Below are 23853 nucleotides of genomic sequence, written 5' to 3' on the forward strand. Positions count from 1 at the left end.
ATGCAGATAGGTAAGCAAAGGCTAAATCAAATTATTTCTTATGAAAAGGAGAGACTTTCTGAAGACCGGCGCCATGGCCGGCGTAGGGGCAGGGATCACTGTCCTGAACTTCCCCGTGTTCGGTAAAAACGCCCCCAGCAACAAACTGGTGATCGGGATGATGGGGGTGAATTCCCGCGGCAACTGGCTGGCCAAAGTAGCCTCCAAGCTGCCGAATGCGGAAGTGGGTTTTATTTGTGACGTGGACGACGTTGCGGCCGGAAAGGGGTTGAAAGCCGTAAGCCAGCAGGCACGCAAGCCGGAAGTGCTGAAAGATGTGCGGAAGATGCTGGAAAGGAAAGACCTGGACGCGGTGATGATCGCCGCACCGGACCACTGGCATGCGCCCGCCGCCATTATGGCCTGCGCGGCCGGGAAACATGTGTACGTGGAAAAACCGGTAGGCCACAACCCCTGCGAAGGTGAAATGGTAGTGGAAGCTGCCGCAAAATACAACCGCACGGTGCAGATGGGCAACCAGCGCCGCTCCTGGCCCAATATGCGCCAGGCTTATAAAGAGATACACGAGGACGGGATCATTGGCCGGGTGTACTTCGCCCGCGGCTGGTATGTGAACGACCGTAAACCGATAGGCGTAGGCAAAAAAGTGCCCGTGCCCGCGAACCTGGATTGGAACCTCTGGCAGGGCCCGGCGCCACGCCGCGATTTTATTGACAATGTGGTGCATTACGACTGGCATTGGCGCTGGCAGTGGGGCACCGGCGAAGCCTGCAACAACGGTACACACGAAGTGGACTGTATGCGCTGGTTCATGGGCGTGGATTATCCCACCACGGTCACCTCTTCCGGCGGCCGCTTCGCCTATTCCGGCGACGACTGGGAAACACCCGATACACAGACCATCACCTTCAACTTCGAAGGCAACCGCGCCATCGTGTGGGAAGGCCGCAGCTCCCATCCCTACAAGCTGGAAGGGTCAGGGCGGGGCTTCACCATCTTCGGCGAAAAAGGTTCCCTTTACTGCGATGGCGGTGACAGCTATAAGATCATGGACCTGAAAGGCGCCGTGGTAAAAGAAGTAAAAGAGAGCAAAACAGAGAACCGCGACGCCACCAACGTGGTGAGCCCCGCCGGGGAATTCCTGGACGCGGTACACATCAGCAACTGGATGGAAACCATCAGGGGAAATGCCAAGCTGAACTACGGCATCCTGGAAGGCAGCAAAAGCGTGCTGCTCTGCCACCTGGGCAATATTTCCCAGCGCACCGGCTCCATCCTCACCACCGATCCGAAAAATGGTCATATTCTGCATAACAAGGAAGCAGCCGCACTTTGGGGACGGTCCTACGAAAAGGGCTGGGAACCAAAGGTGTAAAGAAAGGGGGCCGCAATTTCAGCGGCCTCTTTCTTTTGTATTATTTAATTATTAAATTGGCTCCCACGGTTTTTACCGGTCAACCAAAAGCTGAATATTTGCCCCCGCGGAATCTAAAGCCGCGCTACGGCAACCAGTTTAAACATAGGAATCAGCATGTCTTCCAGGGAGTCAGAAGAAATATTATTAGTGGATGCATTAAGGGAAAACGACGTCGCGGCGTTTGATGCCCTGTACCGCCTGTATTTTCCCTCTGTGTACGCAAACATACTCCGCCTGGTGCGGGAGCCTTCCGCTGCGCAGGATATTGTGCAGGAAGTGTTTATCCGCCTCTGGGAAAAAAGACATTCGCTGAAAGCAGGTACTACGGCGGGCAACTGGCTGTTTGTAGTCAGTTATAACCGTTCTGTCAATCACCTCCGCGCCACGCTCAGGCAACGGCTGCATATGGAAGGGTTTGCGGAACAGGCGGATATGTCCGGCGCCGCAGAATGGGATCATACCAGCCTGCAGCTGGAAGTGCTGGAAAAAGCGATCGACCAGCTGCCGCCCCAGCGCAAAAAGGTGTTCCTGCTGTGTAAGATGGAAGGCAAAACATATGCGGAAGCCGCTTCCGAACTCCAGATATCCCACAATACCGTAAAAGAGCACATCTCCAAAGCCAGCCGGTTCATCCACGATTACATCCGCCTGCAGCCCGAATGGCAGGCGTTGGCCATCGCAGCGCCTTTGGCGGTTGTTTATTTCTCCTGAAAAGAAACGCCCTTAAAAATATTTTTTACCCCAACCACCCTTTTTACACCACCCGGTGTATTTATATCAAAAGGTACCTGATTTGACGCAACCTGAACAATATCTTAAAACGCTGCTGGCCAAAGAACAATGGACAGATGAAGAAAGCCGCTGGCTGCTTCATTACCTGGAACATACGCCCGCCGCGGAACTGAAAGAAATGCTGCTGGAAGAGTTCCATCAAAGGAACATCCCGGTACCGGATCTTTCCCTGCAGGAAAACATCCTGGACCGCATCCATGCACAGATGCAGCCCGTCCGGGAAACGAAGGCCGTGCCTATGCGCCGCTTCCGGGGCTGGCAGGTGGCGGCGGCCATTGCAGGTATTATCGTGCTCACGGGCGGTATTATCCGCTTCAGCCTTCAGCAGCCAAAGCAGGGTAACGCAACGGATCAGGCTGTTGCTTCCGCGGACCTTCACAAAGGAGATATTGCGCCGGGAGGAAACAAAGCACGCCTGGTGCTGAGCAATGGCAGCTCCGTAGTGCTGGACCAGGCGGCGGACGGTGCTATTGCAGGCGAAGAAAAGATACGCAAGCAGGATGAATCGCTGATCTACAACGAAGACGGACAGGATGGGAAAATGGCCTACAATACCCTCATCACCCCGAGGGGCGGACAGTACCGCGTACAACTCTCCGATGGCACGAAAATATGGCTGAACGCCGCCAGCAGCCTGGAATACCCGATGGCATTCAACGGCAGCGAAAGAGAAGTAAAACTTTCAGGCGAAGCTTATTTTGAAGTGGCCACGGATGCCTTCAAACCTTTTTATGTGACCATGAACGGCATGAAAGTACAGGTACTGGGCACGAATTTCAACATCAAAGCCTATGCGGATGAGCGGGAGTTTACCACGACGCTCACGGCGGGCGCGGTACGGGTAATATCCGCTGGTAAACAGGTAACGCTGAAACCCGGCCAGCAATCTACGTTTACGCCCGCATCCAACTCACTGGCCATGGCGGAAGGCGACCCGGAAGGCGCCACTGCATGGAAAAACGGTATCATCAATTTCCGCAACGACGAGTTATCCGCCGTTATGCGGGAGCTGGGCCGCTGGTATGATGTGGATGTAGCGTATGACAACAAAGTTACCGGGAACATTCATGTAACAGGCGCGATGCGCAAACAGGAGAACCTTTCGCAGGCATTAAGAATTCTGGAACTTACAGCCAATGTACACTTTACGGTAGAGGGGAGAACCGTAAGGGTCAGTCAATAAAAAACTACCATGAAACTTATCTGAACCGGCAGGGCACTGCCTGTATAGCCGGTGTATTGTCCATTTTGAAATTATTGAACTTAAAAACATACCAATGTTGAACTACAGAATCAAGGCGCTGAAACACCTGCTGCTGATTGTGCTGCTGGCGGGGCTGCATCTCACGGCCCTGGCCAGGGTACAGGATGTGCCGCTGAACGTGACGGTAAACAACGCGCGGCTGGAAACGGTGTTTAAGATCATCCGCCAGCAAAGCGATTACCTGTTCATCTTCCGGGACGAAAACATGGCCCGCGTTAAAACGAATATCACGCTGCAGCTGCGCAACGCTACCATACAGGAAGTGATGGACCGCGCGCTGGAAGGCCTGCCGCTCACCTATCGCATCGTGGACAAAACGGTGATACTGATGAAGCCGGAAGATAAAACAACACAGCAGGTGAAAGCCATTACCATATCGGGTGTGGTGCTGGATAATGAAAACAGGGAAGCGCTGCCCGGCGTGTCCGTATCTGTAAAAGGCGCCGCCGGCGGCACGGTGACCGATGCGAACGGCCGCTTCCAGCTGGCGAACGTCAGCGAACAGGCCACGCTGCTGTTTTCCTACATTGGCTTCACTACACAATCCGTGGAGATAAAAGACGGCAAAAACCTCACCATCCTCCTGCAACGCGAAAGCCGCTCCATGCAGCAGGTAGTGGTGGTCGGATACGGTACACAAAAGAAAACAGAACTGACCGGCTCCATCAGCACATTCAAACCCGATGACCTGAATGCCCGGCCGGTACTGGGCCCGGACCAGATGTTGCAGGGGCGTATGCCGGGTGTGAACGTATCTTCTTCTTCCGGTATGCCCGGCGGCGCGCTGCGTGTAAGCGTACGCGGCACAGGCTCGCTCAGCGCGAACAATGAACCGCTGTATGTGATCGACGGCGTGCCCATCATCCCGCACAACGCGGCCATCTTCAACTTCGGTGGTGAAATGAACCCGCTGGCCCAGCTGAACCCGGCGGACATCGCCTCCATTGAAGTACTGAAAGACGCATCCTCCGCCGCTATATACGGCTCACGCGCCACGAACGGCGTAGTGATCATCACCACCAAAAGCGGCCGCAAAGGCACTGGCGGGCTCAATGTAAACGCATGGACCGGTGTTACGGATGTGCCCAACCTGCGTAAAGTGAAAATGGCGGACTCCAAACTGTACCTGGAAGTGGCGAACGAAGCGATTGATAACTACAACCAGCAATACGGTTACGAGCCAGGCAACAGCAAGTTCATTCCCGGTGTGGACAATCCCTATCCCGGCCTGCCCGAAACGGACTGGATGAAACTGGTGCTGCGCAAAGCCTGGTCGCAAAACCTGGACATCTCCGCATCAGGCGGCAATGACAAGACCACCTATTACATCTCCGGCGGCGTGCTGAACCAGCAGGGCACCGTGATCTACAACGACCTGAAAAAATACACCGGCCGCATCAACCTCGCGTCTGAACCGCTCAGCTGGCTGAAAACCGGTGTGAACCTCAGCTTCAGTTATTCGGACAACAACAGGGTGCCCGGCTCCAACCTCGGCTCTTCCGTGATGAGCAGAAGCCTTCCCCACCGCCCGTTTGACCGGCCTTACAAACCGGATGGCAGCTACTACGTAGGCGGCACGCCCGATCTCGTATATCACAATCCCATCCAGATATTAAGAGAAGAAGTAGCCGCGCTGAAAAGCTACCGTATGCTTGGCAATGCTTTCGCGGAGATACGTTTCTCTCCTTCTTTTACCTATAAAACTTCTTTCGGTACGGACCTTGGTCTTACCCACGATTACGTGTATTACAACCAGGCGCATCCCTACGGCACCGGCAACGGCAGGCTGATAGACGAACGCCGGTGGATGACGAACATACTGCTGGAAAACACGCTCACTTACACACACCAGTTCGGCGGCGTAAAGCTGGACCTGTTGGGCGGCCATTCCTTCCAGCGCGTGATGACTTCCGCCAGCAGCATCGACGGCAACGGTTTCCCCGCGCCATCGTTTGACGTGCTGGCAGCGGCTTCCGTGATCACCAACGCCACCACCAACCTGTACGGGAACGCCATGGAATCTTATTTCGGCCGTGCGAACCTTGCCTGGAAAGAGAAGTACCTGCTGGGCGCTTCCATCCGTACAGACGGGTCTTCGCGCTTCTCCCCCGATAACCGGTATGGTTATTTTCCTTCCGTATCCGCGGGCTGGCAGGTGTCCAAAGAACCTTTCTGGACCTTCAGCGGCACGGATCTTAAAGTTCGCGCGAGCTATGGCTCCACGGGCAACCAGGAAGGCGTGAGCAACTACGCTTACCAATCCCTCACCGGCGGCGGTTATAACTACGACGGCAAAAGCGGTATCGCCATCACAGGATTTGGTAACAACGACCTTACCTGGGAAAAAGCGAACCAGTTTGATGCGGGCATCGACCTCTCACTGCTGAAAAACAGGGTGAACCTTACCGTGGATTATTTCCTGAAGAACACGACGAACCTGCTGTACAACATGCCGGTCCACGCCACCTCCGGCTTCACCAGCCTGACGAGCAACATCGGGTCTATGAGGAACAACGGCCTGGAAGTAGCGTTGGGGACAGATTTCCAGTTCGGGGAACTGCAATGGCGTTCGGACTTTAATATCTCCTTTATCAAAAACCGCATCACCTCACTTATCGGCAACAACGATGTGCTGTCCATCGGCGGCAACAGGGCCTTGCAGGTAGGGTACGACATCGGTAGCATCTGGGTGTATAAAATGATCGGCATTTTCCAGGATGACAAAGAAGTGCCCGCGCCGCTGAAAGCTATTGGGGTAAGAGCGGGAGACGTGCATTACGAAGATGTGAACGGCGACGGCAATATCGATATCAACGACCGCCAGATCGTGGGCAGTTCCAATCCTGATTTTTTTGGCGGCTGGAACAACACCTTCCGCTGGCGCAACTTTGATCTCACCGTTTTCTTCAACTACTCCGTAGGCCAGGAAATATACGCTTCTTCACGTATCACCATCGAAAGGCTGGGGCAGAACAATGTGAACAATGTGGCCAGGGTAGCGGAAGACAGGTGGACAGGGCCGGGCACGAGCAATACCACGCCGCGGGCCATTTACAGTCTTGCATACAACCTCTATAATTCATCGAGGTGGATGGAAGACGGATCTTTCCTGCGCCTGCGTACCGCATCCCTCGGGTATGAGCTGCCGCGCGCATTGCTGCAAAAGGTGCACATCAAACGCCTGCGTGTATATGCACAGGCGGATAATCTCTGGCTCTGGACCAAATATTCCGGCCTCGATCCGGAGGTGTCCTCCAACCTGGACCCCCGTTTTATCGGGGAGGACAATCTTGTATTGCCCCAGCCGCGGGCCTTCAACTTCGGCATAAACCTGAATTTCTAAACCGATGCAAAATATTGTTATGAAACGAACCGTGATGCCTTTCATACTCGCCGCATGTACCCTGCTGGTGTCTTGCAGCAAAATGCTGGACGTGAAGTCGCACTCCGCCGTAGCTACGAACACATTGTCTGAAGCAGACGTGGAAGCCTTCCTGACCGGCATTTACAACCGCATGCAAAATGCGCCCGGCGCGGAATCCTACATCTCCTTCGACATTACCGGCGGCAACCTGATCAACGCGGGCGCCACTACAGATGGTGGTCTGAATACCTTTATCACGAACATCCTGCGCCCTGAGAATGGCCTGATGTCCGCCGCATGGAACGGTTATTATTCCGCACTTTTCCAGGTGAACAACCTGCTGGAAACGCTGGACGGCATGCCCGATACAGAGCGGAAAATGCAGGTAGCCGGTATCGCGCATTTTTTCCGCGGGTACCTGTATTATAACCTCGTAACCCGCTGGGGCGGCGTGCCGGTATTAAGAAAAAACACCACCGCGAAAGTAAAACGGAATACCGAAGCGGAAACCTGGGCATTTATCGAAGAAGAGCTGGAGCAGGCGATCACACACGCGCCGGCTTATACAGCGGGCCAGTACTACCAGGTGTCCGGCATTGCCGCAAAAGCCCTGATGGCACGTGTAAAACTGGCGCAGGGTAAAAAAGAAGATGCGGGCAAACTTGCGGAAGAAGTAATAGGAAGCGGCCTGTTTTCGCTGGATGCTTTTGAGAAAATATTCCGGGCCACGCAGAATACGGAAGAGATATTTTCTTTTAAAAACCTGACCACCGAATCGTCTATCCGCGTGAGCACCCTCTTTTACACCTACGCACATACCGTAAAAGGAAGTTACGTATACAGGCCCACGCAGGAAGTGATGGACATGTTCACCGCCGGGGACAAACGCACTGCTCTGTCCGTGGAAACTTTCCAGGGCCTGCGTGTGATCAATAAATATCCCAGCGGCCAGAGCGGTACGGACCCGATCGTCGTGGTACGCCTGGCGGAAATGTATCTGATCAGCGCGGAAGCAAGAGGCCTGGCGGGTGTTGACAGGCTGAATGAACTGCGCGTTTTCCGGGGCCTGGACCCCATACAGCCTGCTACGGACGAAGACTACCTGGATGCCGTACTGCTGGAGAGAAGGAAAGAACTGCTGGGCGAAGGCTTCCGCTGGTACGACCTGGTGCGCCTGAACCGTGCCGTGCAGGACATCGGCCTTGCGGGCCGCGAGGTGAAATATCCGCTGCCCATGAACGAACTGGCGCTGAACAACCTGCTGGATCAAAACGACGATTATTAATACTGAATAAACGAACTGATATGTTGAATAAGTTAAGACTCATTCCCGTACTGATATTGTTCGCAGCCGTAAGCGTGAGCTGCGAAAAGGACAGTGTGGCCCAGGCCCCCGTCATCATCGAAAGTCCGCTTACGAAAAAGATCGCGGACAGCTCCGGCGTGGTGGCGCAGGTATTTTCCGATACGCTTTTCCAGGTGACGCCGGGTATCATGGAGACAGACATTCATTACCTGAGCACGGACGGTTATGCCATGCACGTGTTTATCCTTGAAATAGATACGAAACATCCCGGCCTGAAACTGAAAGCAGGTACGCCTTACAACGCCAGTGCCTATGCCATGCAGACCGTGCCGGACATGGCTAAATACCTCGAAACCGGCAACGCCAAAGTAATGGCCGCTGTAAATGCGGACTTCTTTAACACCTCAACCGGCGAGCCCCGCGGCATATTTGTCAAAGACGGGAAGGTGATCAAAACCACCTGGGCAAACGCACGCAGCGCCACATTTATGGGCGTGACGAAAACGGGGGAGATCGTGATCGGCAACCGCGCGGAGTTTGCAGAACAACAAAACGACCTCCGGGAAGCGCTCGGTGGCGGTCCCATGCTCGTGAGGGACAACCAGGTGCTGACACAAACGGACCTGACCGTGGAACCGCGCACCGGCATCGGTATGAACGCGTCCGGCAAGATGTATTTCATTGTAGTGGACGGCCGCAGCTTCTATTATTCAAATGGCATCACCATCACCCGTCTTGGCCAGATGCTGAAAGCCTGCGGCGCTACGATTGCCATTAATGTAGACGGCGGCGGCTCCAGCACCTTTATGATCAAACATCCGCTGGCGGATGTATGGCAGGTGCGCAACCGTCCCAGCGATGGTACTAACAGGGCCGTGGGCAATGCGTGGATGATCATGGCACAATAATCCTAACCCTAACAGATCAGAATCATGAAACAAATTATAACGGGATGTTTACTGCTGGCATTGTTCTTCAGCGCCGGCTGTAAAAAGGATGATGACAAACAGGAAACCGGCTCGCCGGTAGTTACCGCCATCTGGCCGTCTTCAGGCACAGCCGGCATCATCGTAACACTGAAAGGAAAAAACTTCAGCTATGTGCGTGAGAACAATAAAGTGCAGTTCAACGGTGTGGATGCGATCGTAATCGAAGCGGCCGCTACACAATTGCAGGTGGTGAGCCCTGCTACAGGTGCCACAGGACCGGTAACAGTAGCCGTAGGGAATACTAAAACAGAAGGGCCGGTGTACGCGTATGTGCCCGCCATGGAAGAATATATCGTGGAAACATATTCCGGCAGCACTACGGCCGGTTCGGTGGACGGCCCGGTAACCAGCGCACTCTTCCGCAATCCCGAAGGGGTGGCCGTAGATGCAAATGGCCGCCTGATCGTAACGGACAGGGGCAATAACCGCATCAGGATGATAACGGCGGGAGAAGTAAAAGCAATAGCCGGGAATACCGCCGCAGGGTACACAGACGGAGCGGGTGCAACAGCACAGTTCAAACTGCCCTGGAAAGCCACGGCGGACGCAGCGGGAAATATCTACGTGGCGGACAGGGATAACAACGCCATCCGCAAGATCACCCCGCTTGGCGTAGTGAGCACTCTCGCGGGCGGTGGAACGGCCGGTTACGCGGACGGTGTGGGTACTGCCGCAAAGTTTAACCAGCCGCTGGACGTAGCGGTAGATGCCGCGGGAAATGTATACGTGGCGGATAACCTGAACCACCGCATCCGCAAAGTAGCAGCGGACGGTACGGTGACCACCCTTGCCGGGAGCGGCACAGCCGGTTTTGCAAACGGTACCGGCACGGTCGCGCAGTTCAAAAACCCGAGTGGCCTGGATGTGGATAAGGACGGGAATATTATTGTGGCGGACAGGCTGAACCACCGCATCCGTAAGATCACACCCGCTGGTGTGGTGACTTCCATCGCGGGGGACGGTAACACCGGCTATCGCGACGGAGATGCGGCGGGTGCCCGTTTTGCGGACCCATACGGTATTTCAGGAGATAAAAACGGGAATATCTTTATTGCCGATCTTAATAACAACAAGATCCGCAAGATCAATGCGGCAGGCCTGGTAAGCACGGTGGCCGGCACCGTGAAAGGATATGCGGACGGCGCGGGAGCGGCAGCCCAAATGAACGGCCCGACCGATGTATGTGTGGATGGAGACGGTGTGATCTATGTAGCGGACCTGACCAACCATTGTATCCGGAAGATCACTTTGATGAAGTAATCATAAAAAAGACGGTATAAAAAAAGGGGCTCACTGTAGCCCCTTTTTTATGCTGAATAGAATTCGTTTTTTCCATCGCGTTTTCTTAAAACACCAGCCTTGCGCTTCCTTTCATTTTAAAATATGTTCCCGTTTCCTTGAATTCGATATCACAGAAAGTAATGACGATTTTACCGTTCTCACGTGTTATGGCGACATTGCCGCTTTCTGCAACATAATAGGCACTGTAAGCAAGGAACCTGATGTCCACTTCGTCTCTGTACTCCGGCTGTGCTTTGATCCTGTACATGCCCGTAGGAAGCGTTCCGGGTGTTTTGAAGGTGAAGGTAATGTCACTGTCGTAGCTGTCGGCAATTACCTGTGTTTGCCCGGTTACAGTGATATCATGGAACTGGATATTGCGGAAAAGCTGGGCTGTGTTATCGTTTAACTGGCAGGCGGGTTCCGAGCCTTCTACTACCACGGAATCAGTGACGGCGGTATAAACGCAGCCTGATTTTGAGATAACATCCACGGTGTAACGCCCCGCGGCAAATCCATTGGAATAGGGAATTTCGGGATTGGCTTCGTGGGAATTGAAATTATCAGGCCCGTGCCAGTTGATGATGGCTACGTTGTCAATGCCGCTGACGGACAACTGGATGGTTTCGCCCGCCATAACAGGGGAATTGGTGCTCACAACGGGTTTTATTGAAGGATCGCAGGGCTTTCCGGCGTCGCTTTTTTTGCAGCTATTGATCGTAATGATGCAAAGAGCAGAGAGTATAATAGTGTTGAAATTCATCATGCTGGATTTAATGGTTAATTCTGCCTCCGAAGATCAGTGCGGCCTGAAGTTGAAAGTAAACGTTGTCTATAACTACTTTCGGCCCGGGCCTTATGCCTATTTCCGCACCTACCCTGTGACCGCGGTGGCTTTTCATCCTGGTTGACCTGTAGCCCGCCCTGGCGCCTATTTTGGTGAGGGGCGTAGCGCTTATGTTGATGCGTTGCGGAATGTGCTCCCCTTCATCCGTTACATAGAGAAGCGAATGATAATAAACCAGGTCCTCCAGTTTAAGCTGCTGCGCATACATCGCGTCCAGGTAAAGGTCGTTCTGCCTTTTCACTTCCCGGACACCGCTGAATTCATTATCCAATAACTGGATTTTCATGTCCCAGTACGAGCTGAGTCCGATGCCCGCACTGATAATGCCGGAGCGCATCATGGCAGACTGCTCGTTGACATTGCCGGGGATTAAAGGATATTCCTCTCCGCCGTAGTGATAGATATAGGGCTCGGTATTGGTTTTGAATTCAATCCCGGTGGACGATCCGTATATCAACCGGTTGTCTATCTGGTAACCAAGCCGCAGCGTTACGGATTTCTGCACATCGCCGGTGAGCGAGCCCACCACTTCCGCTACCCGGCCGCCCAACCGTTTACTGCCAAGGCCAACACCATACTTGCGCTCCACGGTCCAGCTCTTTACAGGGAACTTTGTCTGTATATCCAGATTATTCGCCCTGCGGTACCTGGTAGGTGCGGCGGTCTCCTGCCAGTCGAAAGGAGTGACATTTTTTTCCACTTCCGGATTGTCCAGGTAAGCGACCTGGTAATCTACAGAAAGGCCGATGTTGTTTTTGTGGGTATAAAAAAATCCCACCCCGCCTTTTATATTGGTATTGAGGCCGTTGACGTCCACATTGGCCAGCGTAAGCGCAAATCCCGACATTCCCGAATTCTCCGGCTCATTGCGCAGCAGATCATAAAGTACTTTTTTCTTAGGGACCATTTTAACAGGACTGGTTTCGCCCGGCTTCCGCGCAGCTGTGGTGTCTTTGGGTTGCTGCGTCGTATCTGTCTTTAATGGGAAATAACACTTGTCATTGTATACATCCACCGACATATGAAGATGTTTGGTTGCCTTTCTGTATTTGATCCAGGCCACTACTGTGCCGGTGACCATTACGCCGGCGCCGATGCCGAAACGGGAAAAGAACCGGCCCTCGTCCATCCCGGGGTTATTGAACAGGCCAGAGAATGCGATCGCGGTTCCGGCGGCAAATCCGCCCCACATGTACAGTTTCGCATTTTTACGGTAGGTGTTGCTTTTGTTGAGCTCTGCCTGGGCCAGGTAACATTTTGCATAATAACGACGGAGAATATCGCCGCGTTTATCAATTTCCACGGCCGCTTTGCCATCTATGCTGATCATGGGATGGTCCACCGTATAGGTCCTGTAATATCCGCTCGAACTGCGCGAAGTGTGGGTTACGCTTTCATAGAGGATTTCCAGCTTAGTAGTATTGCCCGCTTTGCGCATTGCTGCTTTGGCTTTGGCTAAGGAGTCTGTTTGGGCTTTGGACAGGATAGGGGACAACAATAAAAGTAGTGCCACCTGCCAGGATTTTGGTTTCCGCATAGTGTATCAGGTTAGGGAATAGGCGGCAAGATATGGGGAAATACCGGAATATATATAGCATAATTGTGCTATATTTAATAAATCATCATATAATTATTATCATTTGCCGAGTTGCTCCTGCACTTTCTTCGGCAGCTTGCTTTTTACCAGGTTGTAAGACTCTTCCAGCAGTTGTTTTAATTCATCCTTTTTAACAGCAGAAGACTTACGGACAGAAACCCAGAGGTGTTTTGCCATATACGGCGCCGGGATGATGTTTTCCCGTTCGGTCAGTTCCTCAAAATTCTCCGGCGAGCATTTGAAGGAAAAATAATGCGGGGCCTCTATGCCCACTACGCAAAACATTTTAGCGCCCACACAAAAGCAGAGGTCCGCACCCCACTTGATGTCTTCCGTAACGCCCGGGAACTTGCCGCATATACTGCGAAGGGTATCTACCATAACACGGTGTTTATTCCCGCAAAAGTAGGAAATACCGGGTTGCCCATAAAAAAAGACATCCCGAGGAATCGGGATGTCGATTGAAAAACAGTGAACAATGAAATAGTCGCTGACTACTTCAAACTCTTTATTTTGATGCTGCGGTAGCTCACGGCATTGCCATGATCCTGCAGCAGGATATGTCCTTTTTCAGCCATGCCGAAGTTGGGTATCTTCTCGTATTTGCTGCGGGCCACGAGGGCTTTGTAAATATTGTCGCCCCGTACATAACTCACCACTTTGTGCCCGTTCATCCAGTGTTCCACGCGATTGTCAGGATACACTACCACGCGGCCGTGGTTCCATTCGCCTACTTTTTTGTGGGAGGCGTACAGTTTGTAAGCGGGGATGAGGTCGTACAGGGAGCCGATCTTGCGGTTGCCTGCGGCGCCCAGTTTGGCGTCAGGATGTTTTTCGTCGTCCAGCACCTGGTATTCCAGGCCGATGGCGGAGCCTTTGTTGCCTTCTGATTCGGTCACAAAATATTTCACGCCGCTGTTCGCGCCTTCGGTGAGTTTAAAGTCAAACTCCAGGGAGAACGCGGAAAACTCTTCGTCTGAAACGATATCGCCGCCATTGGTGCTTTCAGCGCCGCTGGAAGGTTCTACGTTCAGGGTGCCGTCTGTGATATTCCATCCTTTTTCGGGGAAAGCCTGTTTGTAAGCGCCGCGCCAGCCTTTGGTGGTGGAGCCGTCCCAGAGGAGGCGGATGCCCTGGCGTTTTTCCTGTTCGGACAGGGTGTTCGGGATGTTATTTACCACGTACACGGTGTCGTAGGGAGAATATTGGGAGGCGGCGGGGTTTTCGATGATGCGGATATTTCTCCAGCGGATGTTTTTACCGGCATCTTCCTGTTTTTTACCGATACCATGCACCTGCAGGGCGATAAAACCGGAAGGCAGCTCGTTATCTATCACATGCGAGGCGGATATGCCGTTTATAAAGGTGCGGATCTCGGAGCCACGGCATTCGATGCGGTATTTGTTCCAGGCGTTGGCTTTGTAGGCATGCTGGGCGCCGGGGTTCAGCTCCAGTGGGTAGAGCCAGCCGCGGCGGCCTTCCTCGTACACGCCACCGCTCCAGCGGCGGGGTGAGGGGTCTACTTCCATCTGGTAGCCATATACACGGCCGTTCTGGTATTCGGGTTTGCTCTGGCTGCGGAACTGGATGCCGGAATTGAAGTCTTTGTCCAGCTTATACTCCACTTCAAAAATGAAATCGCCGTAATCTTTTTCGGTGGCCAGGAAAGAGTTGGGTTCAGACAGTACGGTGGTGCCTACGATCTCGCCGTTTTTTGCTGTGTAGATGGCTTTACCGTTCAGCTGTTTCCAGCCTTTGAGGTCTTTGCCGTTGAAGAGGTTCTGCCATTTGCCGCCCTGAGCGGAGACGGCGGTGAGCCATAGCAGGCCGCATCCGAGAAGGATAAACTTTTTCATGGAAATAGATTTGTATCAGTAAAGCCGCCGTTTGCCATCCGGGTATAAGCACCTGCCGCTTTCAGTTTGATTTTTTTAAAGTTGACCGGTAAGCGCCGGCCCGGGCGGCGCTGCACTAAGCTGTTATGCACCAGTAAGATGAGCTCAGGCGGGAACCAAGATAGAAAAATATCACCAATATTTGCAAACGATTGCAAAAAGATTGATGAAGGGCGTTTTTACCAAGATAACAGGATAATTCTGGATCCGCAAGGGCGGTGTGGGAGCGGATGGGTCAAAATTGCAAAGTGACGGTATATTTTCCCAAAACCCATCTTATACGATCGATATAGGATCGCTATTAGATCGCTATAGGATAAAAAATGGTAAAATCGTAGTAGTCCGAAAGTGATGATATATTCACCCTAAGCCTGGTCGAACGATAGAGCAAGGATCGTCGAAGGATAGAGCAAGGAGAGAGCAAGGAGAAGAAGGGTTAAAATAGTATCAATGAAGGGAAGCGGTTGGGGTGTTACGGCCGTTCCGGGGTGGAACCTGACCAGAATCAGGAGAAAATATCCGGGCGGGTATTCCGGAATATCACTCCTTTACTTACCTTTGCAGCCAAAAATAGGGGGGTGCATACCCTTTTATGTAAACCTTTTAATATATATGTCTGGACAGCTTAAAGAAGTTCGTAACCGTATTAAATCCATCCAGTCTACCCAGCAGATCACAAAAGCCATGAAAATGGTGAGTGCTGCCAAACTGCGCCGTGCACAGGATGCCATCGTACAAATGCGCCCGTATGCCGAGAAATTGCAGGAAATGCTGCAAAATATCGTAAGCAACAGCGAAGGCGATTTTGACATGGCGCTGGCTGCCAACCGCCAGGTGGAAAAGGTCCTGATCGTGGCTGTCACTTCAGATCGCGGATTGTGCGGTGCTTATAACTCCAATATCATTAAGCTGGCCAAACAGACCATCCGTGAAAAGTATTCCGAGCAGTTCGCCAAAGGCCAGGTGGAAATCTTCCCGATCGGCAAAAAAGCCTGGGAACATTTTACCAAAAACGGCTACAAAGTGAACGAAAGCTACTGGAGCCTGTTCGCCAACCTCACCTTTGAGAACGTAAAAGCCGCCGCATCCGTGGCGATGGAAGGTTTTATCAAAGGCGAATACGATGCGGTGGAGATCATCTACAGCGAGTTCAAAAACGCCGCTACCCAGCGTTTCAAAGTGGAGCAGTTCCTCCCCATCGCGAAAGTGGAAAACAAAGAAACCAAAACCCAGAAAGCCGACTTTATTTTCGAGCCTGCAAAAGACATCCTGGTGGCTGAGCTGATGCCGAAGATCCTGAATACACAGTTCTTTAAAGCCGTACTGGACGCCCACGCATCAGAGCATGGCGCCCGTATGACCGCGATGGACAAGGCTACGGATAATGCCGGCGAACTGCTGCGCAACCTGAAGATCGAATACAACCGTGCCCGCCAGGCAGCGATCACTACGGAACTGACCGAGATCGTGAGCGGCGCCGCGGCCCTGATGGGTTGATCTTATTCACAAATAATCAACAGCACATTTTTTATATTTCTGAAAGAATGTCAAAGGTCTTATTTTCGGCCTTTGACATTTTTGTTTCAGACAAACCACCGTCCATGGAAATTTCCCAGCTCATTCCGCATGTAGAAGCACTGATCTTTGCCGCAGACCGGCCCCTGCCGGCAACGGACATCCTGGAGCTGCTCAACAATGCCCTGGCCTTCCTGGAAGACAGGGCCACGCAGGAACAGGTGGATACTGCTATTGAAGCCATCCAGGAAAAATATAACTCGGAGTTTTACGCATTCAGCGTTCGTGAAAGCGGCGGCGGGTTCCAGTTCCTGACCAAAAGGGATTATTACCAGACAGTTGCGCAGCTGAACGGGGAGAAATTCCTGAAACGCCTCTCTACCGCCGCGCTGGAAACGCTGGCTATTATCGCATACAAACAACCCATTTCCAAGGGCGAAATTGAACATATCCGCGGGGTGAGCACGGACTATTCCATCACCAAACTGCTGGAAAAAGAGCTGATCGTGATCTCCGGCCGCAGCGAGGAGCTGCCGGGCAAGCCCTTGTTATATTCCACTTCCAAGGCTTTTATGGACTATTTCGGGCTCAATTCCCCGAAAGACCTGCCGAAGCTGAAGGAGATATTCGAAGAGGATTTTGTGCCACCCACGCAGCTGACGCTGGACGGCAATACGGAAGAACTTACGGTGGACGAAGAGATCAGGGACGACGAAGGCCACCTGGTGATATCGGAAACCGGCGAACTGACGGAGACCACCACCATTATGATGGATGATGAGCCTACGGAGGAGCACATTGCGGAGGTGGATGATGCTGTTGAGGAATTGACTGTTGAAAATATTGAGACCGGCGGGGAGACAGCAAATCCGCCGGAGGAAGAAGAGAATATACAGGCTCCCGTTGAAGAGACGGAAGAGGAAGTTGTGGAAGAGGTTTCGGAAGAAGAAACAGAAGAAGAGGAAGAAACAGCGGAGGTTGATGAGGAGACGGAAGAATTGGAAGCTGCTGCTGACGCATCTGAGGAAGAGGAGTTTGGCGAAGAGGGTGAGGAATCTGAAGCGGCGGAAGAAAGTGCTGATGACGGGGACGCGGAAAACACAGAGGATACAGACGAAGATAGTGATGATGACGAAGAAGACGATGAAGAAGGTGATGATGACGAAGATGAAGAAGACGAGGAGGATGATGAAGATGACGAAGAAGATGATGAGGACGATGAGGATGAAGATGAGGGTGATGAGGATGAAGACGATGAAGATGATGAAGAAGATGATGAAGAAGATGATGAGGAAGATGAGGATGAAGATGAGGATGAAGAAGACGGGGAAGATGATGAGGACGAAGAAGGAAATGAAGACAAAGAAAACGACGAAAACAAAAGATAACATAATCTTAAAAAAGCCGGGAACCGAAGCCCGGCTTTTTTCTTGCAAGATCTGCCACTATTCCCGCATCAATTACAATAATTCATATTCATTTTTACCCACCCTTTTTCCGTAAATTCCATATCATAAAACTTTACGAAAATGATCAGACAAAAAGGCGACGGCACTGCCGTAATAGAATGGGAATCCCTCGAGAACCTGAAAGAAACGGATTACCATACCATGCTGCAGGTTCTCGCTGCCGCGGCACAAGGTGAGGATGAAGACGAAGAGGAAGAAGATGAAGAAGAAGACGACGAACTGGACGACCTGGAAGAACTGGATGAGGACGAATTCGATGATGAAGACATAGAAAAAGAAGACGACCTGGAAGCAGAAATCGAAGATGCGGACGACCGGTTGAATGACGAAGAAGACGAAGAAGAGGAATAGTCCTCTTCTGCAGGTCATTCTTCCACACGGTTGGCTACTCCTGTTCTCCCGTTTTTATTGATCATGAGTTTAACCCCTTTCCCCGTTGCATCTGTGATGAAACAAGTTTCAAAATCTGTGTCTTCTTTCAAAAAGAAGCAGGAAGGACTTGTTGCACATAATGAAGAACGCGGGCCTCTTTCGGGATAAGCTGCCAGCTCCCCGTTTTCAAGGACGATATGCACTTTGAGGTTCTTTTCCGCCAGCAGGTAGGTGCCGGTATATCTTTTCAGGATAACCGTATCCAGCTTGATGGCCGTTCTGTTGGCGGGCAACTGGTATGGCTTGTCGTAGAGGATGGCCAGCAGTTTCTGGGTGATGGCTTCCAGCGCCATGGTCTCCGAGTTGCTTAGCAGGATGATGCAGGCATCATCTTCCGGCACCCGGATGAAATTGGTCCTGAAGCCGCGCATACCGCCACTGTGGCCTACAGTGCGCTGCCCCTGCAGGCTGTCGATGATCCAGCCGAAGCCGTAATTTTCACGTTTGCGGGTGCTGATCTCCTGCCAGCCTGCCGGGCTTACGATGGCATATTTTGTTAACCCCTGGTGCCATTTGAAGAGATCGCCTGCGGTGAGGTAAATGGAACCCGCGGCAAAGGAAACGGAAGAATCGGTACTGGGCACGGTGTAGGCCCAGGCGCCGGTGGAATCGGCGGCATAGCCGAGTGTTTTGTTCTTATCCCGCAGATGTGCAAAATCAAAACCGCTATGCTGCATTCCCAGCGGAGCGAAGATGTATTTTCTTATCGCTGTTTCATACGGCAGGCCGGTCACTTTCTGGATAATATAACCCAGCAGCATGTAACCCGAATTGCTGTAGTTCCAGCCGGTGCCCGGTGAAAAGTCCAGCGGCACATCGCGGAAGAGAGCCAGTATTTCTTCTTCGGTGGCGGGCAGCGTGGACTTCTGGTTCATAAAGTCACCGTTCATCGTATAATTGTAAATGCCGGAAGTGTGTGATAATAAATGCGCGATCGTGATACTGTCTCCTTTGGGGTAACCCGGGTAATATTTGCTGAGCTTATCCTCCAGTGAGAGTTTTTTCATTTCCGCCAGCTTCATCACCAGTGTGCCAGTGAAGGTTTTGGTGATGGAAGCGGCCTGGTAGATGCTGTTTTCATCATTGGGGGCCTGTTGTACAACATTGCGCCATCCATATTCTTTTTGCAGGATGATCTTTCCATGACTGGCTACCAGCGCGGTGCCGTTGAATTGATTCAGTTTCGCGTAAGCCTCCAAAAGGGCTTCGGCTTTTTCTCCTTTCAGCAGGGCAATTGAGTCTGTTGCCTGCAGGGAAGCACCTGTTTTATTTTTATCATGAGGGGTTTCTTTCTGATAAGGCGCGTTGGAAGAGGCGGCGGTCTGCCGGCAAAGGCCGGCAAGGCCCGGGAGGGCCAAAAGGGCGGTAATCAGGGCTTGTTTGAGCATGGCTGAGGTTTTGTGTTCAGCCTTCAAATTGCGGATAATCACGCGCCCCGCAGCCCCAAATGTGACGAATGCGCCGGAATATGTGGTGAACCGCCGGATCGTCTCATTTCATCCCCCCGATTTTACTTTTCATCGCCCCTCCATGCACTTCATCGATTTGATCAAACCTTTCAGCCGGGGCATCCTACATTTGAATCAACGTCCCATGCTTGTATAAATAATGCCCCGATATGAAGATACTTATCAATGAAACGGAAGCCGCAGCGGCCCAGCAGTTAAAAGACATTATTGCCACCTTTGATTATGATGTGGAGATACTCCGTATGTCCGGCCAGATGGGCAGCCTGCTGAGCGGGCTGAATATTCCCGCCCCTCCGCAACGTTACCTGGTAAGAAGCGGCACCCGCCTTATTTCCCTGCCGGTGAGCGACATCGCGTACTTTTATGTGCGCGACCGCATGTCCTGCATCCGCACGAACAACAACACGGATCATCTCCTGGAAAAAAGCCTGGATGATATTTGCGCCGAGCTGGATGCCCGGGACTTTTTCCGCCTCAACCGGCAATGTATCGCGCACTACGGCAGTATTGTGAAAGTGCAGGCCTGGTTCAACGGGAAACTAAAAGTGCAGGTAAAACCTGCACTGGAAGAGGATATTATCGTAAGCCGCCTGAGAGCGCCCGAATTCCGCAAATGGCTGGGCGAGTGATCAGCCCAGCCCTTCGATCACCGTGGCGAAAATGCTGCTCAGCACCTTGTCCGCCCTGCCGGCCACTGCAATGATCTCGGCGAGGGATACCGGTTCCAGGTGATCGGGGTCGCATTCGTCCGTCACGACGGAAACGGCCGCGCAGGGTAGCCCTGCCTGGTTCGCCACAATTACTTCAGGCACGGTGCTCATACCTACAAGGTCCGCGCCTATCAGGCGAAGGAAACGGTATTCCGCGCGGGTTTCAAGATTGGGGCCCATCACGGCCGCGTATACGCCTTCATGTAGTGGTTTGTTATGTTGTAAGGCCGCGGCTTTCAGTTTGTCTCCCAGCGGGGGGCTGTAAGGTCTGCTCATATCCGGGAACCTCGGGCCAAAGGCGGGATCATGCGCGCCGCGTAAAGGGTTTTCAGGTTGCAGGTTGATGTGATCGTTCAGCAATACAAGATCGCCCTTTTTGTAAGCGGGGTTCATGCCGCCGGCCGCGTTGCTGAGCAGGAGCTGCTGCACGCCCAGCGCTTTCATTACACGGATGGGGAAGGTGATCTGCTGCATGGTATACCCTTCGTAATAATGGAAACGGCCCTGCATGGCTATCACAGGCGTGCCGCCGATAAAACCGAAGATCAGCTGGCCCTTATGTGTCTCCACGGTGGATTCCGGGAAGTGCGGGATGCTGCCGTAAGGAATGCTCTTTTTAATATCGATGTGTTGGATCAGTTCGCCGAGGCCGGTGCCCAGCACGATACCGGCGGTTGCGTCCGCAAAGCCCTGCTGGCGCAGGTATGTGGTGGTTTCTGAAAGCTGTTGCTGTAAAGTCATGCTGCAAAATAAACGAAATAAAAAAGGAAAGAGAACGCTCTTTCCTTTTTCTGTTTTATCCTTTGATCTCTTTGATCTTGATGTTTTTCCAGTGTACTTTGATGCCGCCGCCGGAGTGGATCTGCAGCGCGATCTGGCCGCCTTTCGCACCAATCTTTTCGTCATCGAGCGTGATCATTTCCACACCGTTCAGGTAAGTGGTCACGTTGTTGCCTTTCACGACTACTTTCATCGTGTTCCATTCGCCCATCTTCAGGTTTTTATCCTTTTCGGGAGCGGGCTTTATCAGCCAGCCGCGGCCGTAGGATTCGTAGATGCCGCCGGTGTTGCTGCCCGGAGGGGCTACTTCAGCCTGCCAGCCTGCTATTTTAGTGCCATCCAGGGAAGAGTGGAAAAACACGCCGCTGTTGCCATTGGCTTCCTGTTTAAAATCAACGGTCAGTTCAAAATCCTTGAAGGTTTTGTCTGTGGCGAGATAGCCGTATTCTTTGTCCGGGCCGCTTTCGCAAACCAGTTCACCGTTGTCTACATACCATTTCTCTGTTCCGTGAATCTTCCAGCCATCGAGGTTTTTACCGTTGAACAGTTTCTGCTGCTTTTGAGCAAAGGCGGTGCTTACGGAGAGCATCCCGAACACAGCCAGCGTTAACCATCTTTTTTTCATCTTACCGTAGTTTTTGTGGACGGGTAAGATAGGGAAAAATGGTGTAGAAGTATACCTGTAATTGCCAGGAGGGTAAAAGCCGTGTTGAATACAATATGGGCGGGATAACCCATGGTCCCGAGGATGCCGCCGCAGGAGCAGGGAATGTTTTCGTAGAAAAAATAAAGGATGCTCATATATGCCGTGAAACTCAGCATGAGAAAGGCGGACAGGTAGAGCCCGGCTTTCCTTGTGGCGGGCAGGGCCAGCATCATGGCCGCCGCTACTTCCGCCAGGATCGTTGAGGCGCCGGTAAGCGCCGGAGGGATGTTGGCGAGCAGGGGCGATTTTGCAATGTCCGTCATGAATTGCCCGAATTCCAGGGCTTTCATAGAGGCCGCGTAGAAAAAAAGGATACAAAGGCTGAAGCAGATGGCCTGGAGGAAGATATTTTTCATGGGAGGCTGAGTTGGTAAGCGATGATATGTTGAGAATGGGCTGCATACAGGATGCCATTGGCCACCGCGATGTGGCGGACACCGGACTTCTTGAATGAAGGGAGCCGCAGGCTGCCGGTATATTCACCGCCGGGCAGGTGGTAAATATCCACTTCGGGCGCGGCGGTGGGCAGGTTGTGCGACACCGCCAGCGACAGCACATAGAGATAGTCGCCTTCCGTTGCCGCGTCGATGTTGATGAACTGCGTTTTGCTGGAAATGCTCCAGGTGTTATCGCCCTTGATAATAGTGTTTTCAGCCGGTGTGCGGTCGATGGTCTGGAAAGTATGAAGGCCGGGAGGTTGCCATCGGTACACGTCACTGTTGTGATACTGGACGTACAGGATTTGCCTGCCTGCCATTGCGGGAAGGGCTATGCCGTCCGAAGCAAGTCCGCCGTCATCGGTGTGCGGAAGATCGTGGAGATGGCTTATAATATTTCCGCCATTGCGGTAATCCGCCAGTACGAAGCGGGCTTTCCGTGCCGCGGAGTCGTACAGGTGGGTGAAAACGGTGCCGTCCGGCAGGCGGGCGCAGCGCGAAAAAGGAAGTGCTGCGGCGGAAAGTGAGTCGGGCGGGCCGCCGTTAAGCGGGAAGCGGAAGATCTTTTTTTTATTGGCGGCGAAACAATAAATACCGGTAGAGTCGGCCTGGAGGGAAGCAGGCATTTCCGTGAAATATAAGCCTGGCCGGGCTACAATGCCGGGGGCGGTTTTGTGCGGGGAAGTTTGGTAGAGGATGCCCGCGCGCCGGTCGAGTGCATATACAATGCTGCCGTACGCGGCCAGCAGGTGGATTTCACCAGGCATCTGCAATGTATCTGCCGGTGAAGCGGTGACGCGGTTGTAATCGCGGTTAACGGCGGTGCGGGTGATCCCCGGTTTGTCCGAGCTGGAAACGAGGACGATGAACAGGCCTGTTACCGCTACGCAAATGAAGAGGATACCTGGAAGCAGTTTTTTCATAAACAAACAAAGAATAAATGGGGCCGGTGTTTCCACCGGCCCCGGTGATTGGAATCCGGCAAAGCCGGAGCATTCATGCGACGCTCGTGCAAAGCGCCGGGTCTGCATCAAAGGCGCTGATTAAAATTCCACGCAGTCGTTCCAACTTGCGACGCGGGGACCGTAATCCCAGCCTAACGGGCCATATTGGCAACGGGTGGTATTGAAGCTGCAGCAAACGGAAGCTGCGGCTTTGGGTGCGCTTTTCGCCTCTTTGGCGATGGTGAGGCCTGTGCCCAATGCGAGGCAAAGGCCCAGGAAAACGAGTGAACGTTTCATGGATTTGGGTTTTTGGGTGAAAAAAAGAAAGACTTTAAGATCAGGGGCATTGATTGAGCTGGTATACGTCCGGTCCATACAGCACCTCGGTGGCGCTGATGCGCTGGCATACGCCGGTGTTCTGATCGCAGCAGACCTTGATGAATTTTTTGCCGCTGGCTTTGAGGGTGGTGGTAATACCAAGCCCGAGGGCAATGCAAAGCCCCAGGAAAAGGATACTTCTTTTCATGTGTTGTATGTTTTGGGATGAGGAAATGCCGAAGCCTGGGCTGGCACGGGATGGTTTAATTACCTGTGCGGCAGTTGGGCTGCGTACCGGCAGGTACGCTCAAATAATCTTTG

At 52.6% G+C, this 23853-nt stretch carries 22 protein-coding genes; 11 read left to right on the forward strand and 11 right to left on the reverse strand.

The annotated features are described in order from the left end of the window. Positions 1-40: 40 nt before the first annotated feature. The 7 genes from EG028_RS21350 to EG028_RS21380 all read left to right on the forward strand — a co-directional run bounded on the left by EG028_RS21350 (position 41) and on the right by EG028_RS21380 (position 10392). Positions 41-1375, forward strand: coding sequence for a Gfo/Idh/MocA family oxidoreductase (locus EG028_RS21350; protein WP_120518361.1), 1335 nt, complete (start codon positions 41-43; stop codon positions 1373-1375). Between the two features lie 156 nt (positions 1376-1531). After that, entirely contained in the window at positions 1532-2128 is a 597-nt protein-coding gene (locus EG028_RS21355; RefSeq protein ID WP_120518362.1) for an RNA polymerase sigma-70 factor, read from the forward strand. Between the two features lie 82 nt (positions 2129-2210). Further along, positions 2211-3392, forward strand: a complete 1182-nt coding sequence (locus tag EG028_RS21360; protein ID WP_120518363.1) for a FecR family protein — start codon at positions 2211-2213, stop codon at positions 3390-3392. A gap of 94 nt (positions 3393-3486) precedes the next feature. Then, entirely contained in the window at positions 3487-6816 is a 3330-nt protein-coding gene (locus EG028_RS21365) for a TonB-dependent receptor (protein ID WP_120518364.1), read from the forward strand. A gap of 19 nt (positions 6817-6835) precedes the next feature. Then, positions 6836-8122 (forward strand): RagB/SusD family nutrient uptake outer membrane protein, encoded by a 1287-nt coding sequence (locus EG028_RS21370; RefSeq protein WP_120518365.1) that lies wholly within the window; start codon positions 6836-6838, stop codon positions 8120-8122. 20 nt (positions 8123-8142) lie between these two features. Next, the gene (locus EG028_RS21375) at positions 8143-9051 is read left to right on the forward strand and encodes a phosphodiester glycosidase family protein (RefSeq protein WP_120518366.1); all 909 of its coding nucleotides are present in this window, start codon (positions 8143-8145) and stop codon (positions 9049-9051) included. 24 nt (positions 9052-9075) lie between these two features. Continuing rightward, entirely contained in the window at positions 9076-10392 is a 1317-nt protein-coding gene (locus EG028_RS21380; protein WP_120518367.1) for an IPT/TIG domain-containing protein, read from the forward strand. 85 nt (positions 10393-10477) lie between these two features. On the opposite strand, the gene EG028_RS21385 is transcribed toward EG028_RS21380, so the two are convergent. The 4 genes from EG028_RS21385 to EG028_RS21400 all read right to left on the reverse strand — a co-directional run bounded on the left by EG028_RS21385 (position 10478) and on the right by EG028_RS21400 (position 14713). Further along, positions 10478-11179 (reverse strand): hypothetical protein, encoded by a 702-nt coding sequence (locus tag EG028_RS21385; RefSeq protein ID WP_120518368.1) that lies wholly within the window; start codon positions 11177-11179, stop codon positions 10478-10480. A gap of 7 nt (positions 11180-11186) precedes the next feature. Next, complete coding sequence (locus tag EG028_RS21390) at positions 11187-12797, reverse strand: hypothetical protein (protein WP_123864753.1); 1611 nt, start codon at positions 12795-12797, stop codon at positions 11187-11189. 99 nt (positions 12798-12896) lie between these two features. Beyond that, positions 12897-13238, reverse strand: coding sequence for an MmcQ/YjbR family DNA-binding protein (locus EG028_RS21395; protein WP_120518370.1), 342 nt, complete (start codon positions 13236-13238; stop codon positions 12897-12899). A gap of 113 nt (positions 13239-13351) precedes the next feature. Next, complete coding sequence (locus EG028_RS21400) at positions 13352-14713, reverse strand: 3-keto-disaccharide hydrolase (protein ID WP_120518371.1); 1362 nt, start codon at positions 14711-14713, stop codon at positions 13352-13354. 651 nt (positions 14714-15364) lie between these two features. On the opposite strand from EG028_RS21400, the gene atpG reads away from it, so the two are divergent. From atpG to EG028_RS27785, 3 genes are all read left to right on the forward strand, one after another. After that, positions 15365-16249, forward strand: coding sequence for an ATP synthase F1 subunit gamma (gene atpG / locus EG028_RS21405; RefSeq protein WP_120518372.1), 885 nt, complete (start codon positions 15365-15367; stop codon positions 16247-16249). A 104-nt stretch (positions 16250-16353) separates the two neighbouring features. After that, on the forward strand, positions 16354-17655 hold the full coding sequence (gene scpB, locus EG028_RS21410) for an SMC-Scp complex subunit ScpB (RefSeq protein ID WP_120518373.1): 1302 nt from the start codon (positions 16354-16356) through the stop codon (positions 17653-17655). A gap of 141 nt (positions 17656-17796) precedes the next feature. After that, complete coding sequence (locus EG028_RS27785; RefSeq protein WP_162946598.1) at positions 17797-18087, forward strand: hypothetical protein; 291 nt, start codon at positions 17797-17799, stop codon at positions 18085-18087. A 14-nt stretch (positions 18088-18101) separates the two neighbouring features. Here EG028_RS27785 and EG028_RS21420 read toward each other — a convergent pair whose 3' ends face one another. Continuing rightward, positions 18102-19556 carry a serine hydrolase domain-containing protein gene (locus EG028_RS21420; protein WP_120518374.1) on the reverse strand — a complete coding sequence of 485 codons (1455 nt, stop codon included), beginning with the start codon at positions 19554-19556 and terminating at the stop codon, positions 18102-18104. 230 nt (positions 19557-19786) lie between these two features. Between EG028_RS21420 and EG028_RS21425 the strand changes: the two genes are divergently transcribed. Next, the gene (locus tag EG028_RS21425; RefSeq protein WP_120518375.1) at positions 19787-20266 is read left to right on the forward strand and encodes a LytR/AlgR family response regulator transcription factor; all 480 of its coding nucleotides are present in this window, start codon (positions 19787-19789) and stop codon (positions 20264-20266) included. On the opposite strand, the gene EG028_RS21430 is transcribed toward EG028_RS21425, so the two are convergent. The 6 genes from EG028_RS21430 to EG028_RS21455 form a co-directional block, all read right to left on the reverse strand. Beyond that, positions 20267-21088 (reverse strand): purine-nucleoside phosphorylase, encoded by an 822-nt coding sequence (locus EG028_RS21430; RefSeq protein ID WP_120518376.1) that lies wholly within the window; start codon positions 21086-21088, stop codon positions 20267-20269. A gap of 55 nt (positions 21089-21143) precedes the next feature. Then, positions 21144-21752 (reverse strand): 3-keto-disaccharide hydrolase, encoded by a 609-nt coding sequence (locus tag EG028_RS21435; RefSeq protein ID WP_120518377.1) that lies wholly within the window; start codon positions 21750-21752, stop codon positions 21144-21146. Next, the gene (locus EG028_RS21440; RefSeq protein ID WP_120518378.1) at positions 21749-22189 is read right to left on the reverse strand and encodes a MauE/DoxX family redox-associated membrane protein; all 441 of its coding nucleotides are present in this window, start codon (positions 22187-22189) and stop codon (positions 21749-21751) included. The genes EG028_RS21435 and EG028_RS21440 overlap by 4 nt, the downstream gene beginning before the upstream one ends. Continuing rightward, positions 22186-23193 (reverse strand): hypothetical protein, encoded by a 1008-nt coding sequence (locus tag EG028_RS21445; protein ID WP_120518379.1) that lies wholly within the window; start codon positions 23191-23193, stop codon positions 22186-22188. Before EG028_RS21445 ends, EG028_RS21440 begins: the two co-directional genes overlap by 4 nt. A 120-nt stretch (positions 23194-23313) precedes the next feature. Beyond that, a complete protein-coding gene (locus EG028_RS21450) occupies positions 23314-23511 on the reverse strand; it encodes a hypothetical protein (protein ID WP_120518380.1) in 198 nt (65 codons plus the stop codon). 40 nt (positions 23512-23551) lie between these two features. Then, positions 23552-23740 carry a hypothetical protein gene (locus tag EG028_RS21455; protein WP_120518381.1) on the reverse strand — a complete coding sequence of 63 codons (189 nt, stop codon included), beginning with the start codon at positions 23738-23740 and terminating at the stop codon, positions 23552-23554. Between the last annotated feature and the right edge of the window lie 113 nt (positions 23741-23853).

It is taken from the genome of Chitinophaga barathri, assembly GCF_003807585.1.
Classification (GTDB): domain Bacteria; phylum Bacteroidota; class Bacteroidia; order Chitinophagales; family Chitinophagaceae; genus Chitinophaga; species Chitinophaga barathri.

Coding starts and splice junctions, on each gene's coding strand:
- EG028_RS21400 (WP_120518371.1), bottom strand. CDS start 14,713: ATGAAAAAGTTTATCCTTCTCGGATGCGGCCTGCTATGGCTCACCGCC.
- EG028_RS21395 (WP_120518370.1), bottom strand. CDS start 13,238: ATGGTAGATACCCTTCGCAGTATATGCGGCAAGTTCCCGGGCGTTACG.
- EG028_RS21380 (WP_120518367.1), top strand. CDS start 9,076: ATGAAACAAATTATAACGGGATGTTTACTGCTGGCATTGTTCTTCAGC.
- EG028_RS21385 (WP_120518368.1), bottom strand. CDS start 11,179: ATGATGAATTTCAACACTATTATACTCTCTGCTCTTTGCATCATTACG.
- atpG (WP_120518372.1), top strand. CDS start 15,365: ATGTCTGGACAGCTTAAAGAAGTTCGTAACCGTATTAAATCCATCCAG.
- scpB (WP_120518373.1), top strand. CDS start 16,354: ATGGAAATTTCCCAGCTCATTCCGCATGTAGAAGCACTGATCTTTGCC.
- EG028_RS21455 (WP_120518381.1), bottom strand. CDS start 23,740: ATGAAAAGAAGTATCCTTTTCCTGGGGCTTTGCATTGCCCTCGGGCTT.
- EG028_RS21440 (WP_120518378.1), bottom strand. CDS start 22,189: ATGAAAAATATCTTCCTCCAGGCCATCTGCTTCAGCCTTTGTATCCTT.
- EG028_RS21390 (WP_123864753.1), bottom strand. CDS start 12,797: ATGCGGAAACCAAAATCCTGGCAGGTGGCACTACTTTTATTGTTGTCC.
- EG028_RS21450 (WP_120518380.1), bottom strand. CDS start 23,511: ATGAAACGTTCACTCGTTTTCCTGGGCCTTTGCCTCGCATTGGGCACA.
- EG028_RS21425 (WP_120518375.1), top strand. CDS start 19,787: ATGAAGATACTTATCAATGAAACGGAAGCCGCAGCGGCCCAGCAGTTA.
- EG028_RS21445 (WP_120518379.1), bottom strand. CDS start 23,193: ATGAAAAAACTGCTTCCAGGTATCCTCTTCATTTGCGTAGCGGTAACA.
- EG028_RS21370 (WP_120518365.1), top strand. CDS start 6,836: ATGAAACGAACCGTGATGCCTTTCATACTCGCCGCATGTACCCTGCTG.
- EG028_RS21365 (WP_120518364.1), top strand. CDS start 3,487: ATGTTGAACTACAGAATCAAGGCGCTGAAACACCTGCTGCTGATTGTG.
- EG028_RS21375 (WP_120518366.1), top strand. CDS start 8,143: ATGTTGAATAAGTTAAGACTCATTCCCGTACTGATATTGTTCGCAGCC.
- EG028_RS21350 (WP_120518361.1), top strand. CDS start 41: ATGAAAAGGAGAGACTTTCTGAAGACCGGCGCCATGGCCGGCGTAGGG.
- EG028_RS21430 (WP_120518376.1), bottom strand. CDS start 21,088: ATGACTTTACAGCAACAGCTTTCAGAAACCACCACATACCTGCGCCAG.
- EG028_RS21420 (WP_120518374.1), bottom strand. CDS start 19,556: ATGCTCAAACAAGCCCTGATTACCGCCCTTTTGGCCCTCCCGGGCCTT.
- EG028_RS21355 (WP_120518362.1), top strand. CDS start 1,532: ATGTCTTCCAGGGAGTCAGAAGAAATATTATTAGTGGATGCATTAAGG.
- EG028_RS21435 (WP_120518377.1), bottom strand. CDS start 21,752: ATGAAAAAAAGATGGTTAACGCTGGCTGTGTTCGGGATGCTCTCCGTA.
- EG028_RS27785 (WP_162946598.1), top strand. CDS start 17,797: ATGATCAGACAAAAAGGCGACGGCACTGCCGTAATAGAATGGGAATCC.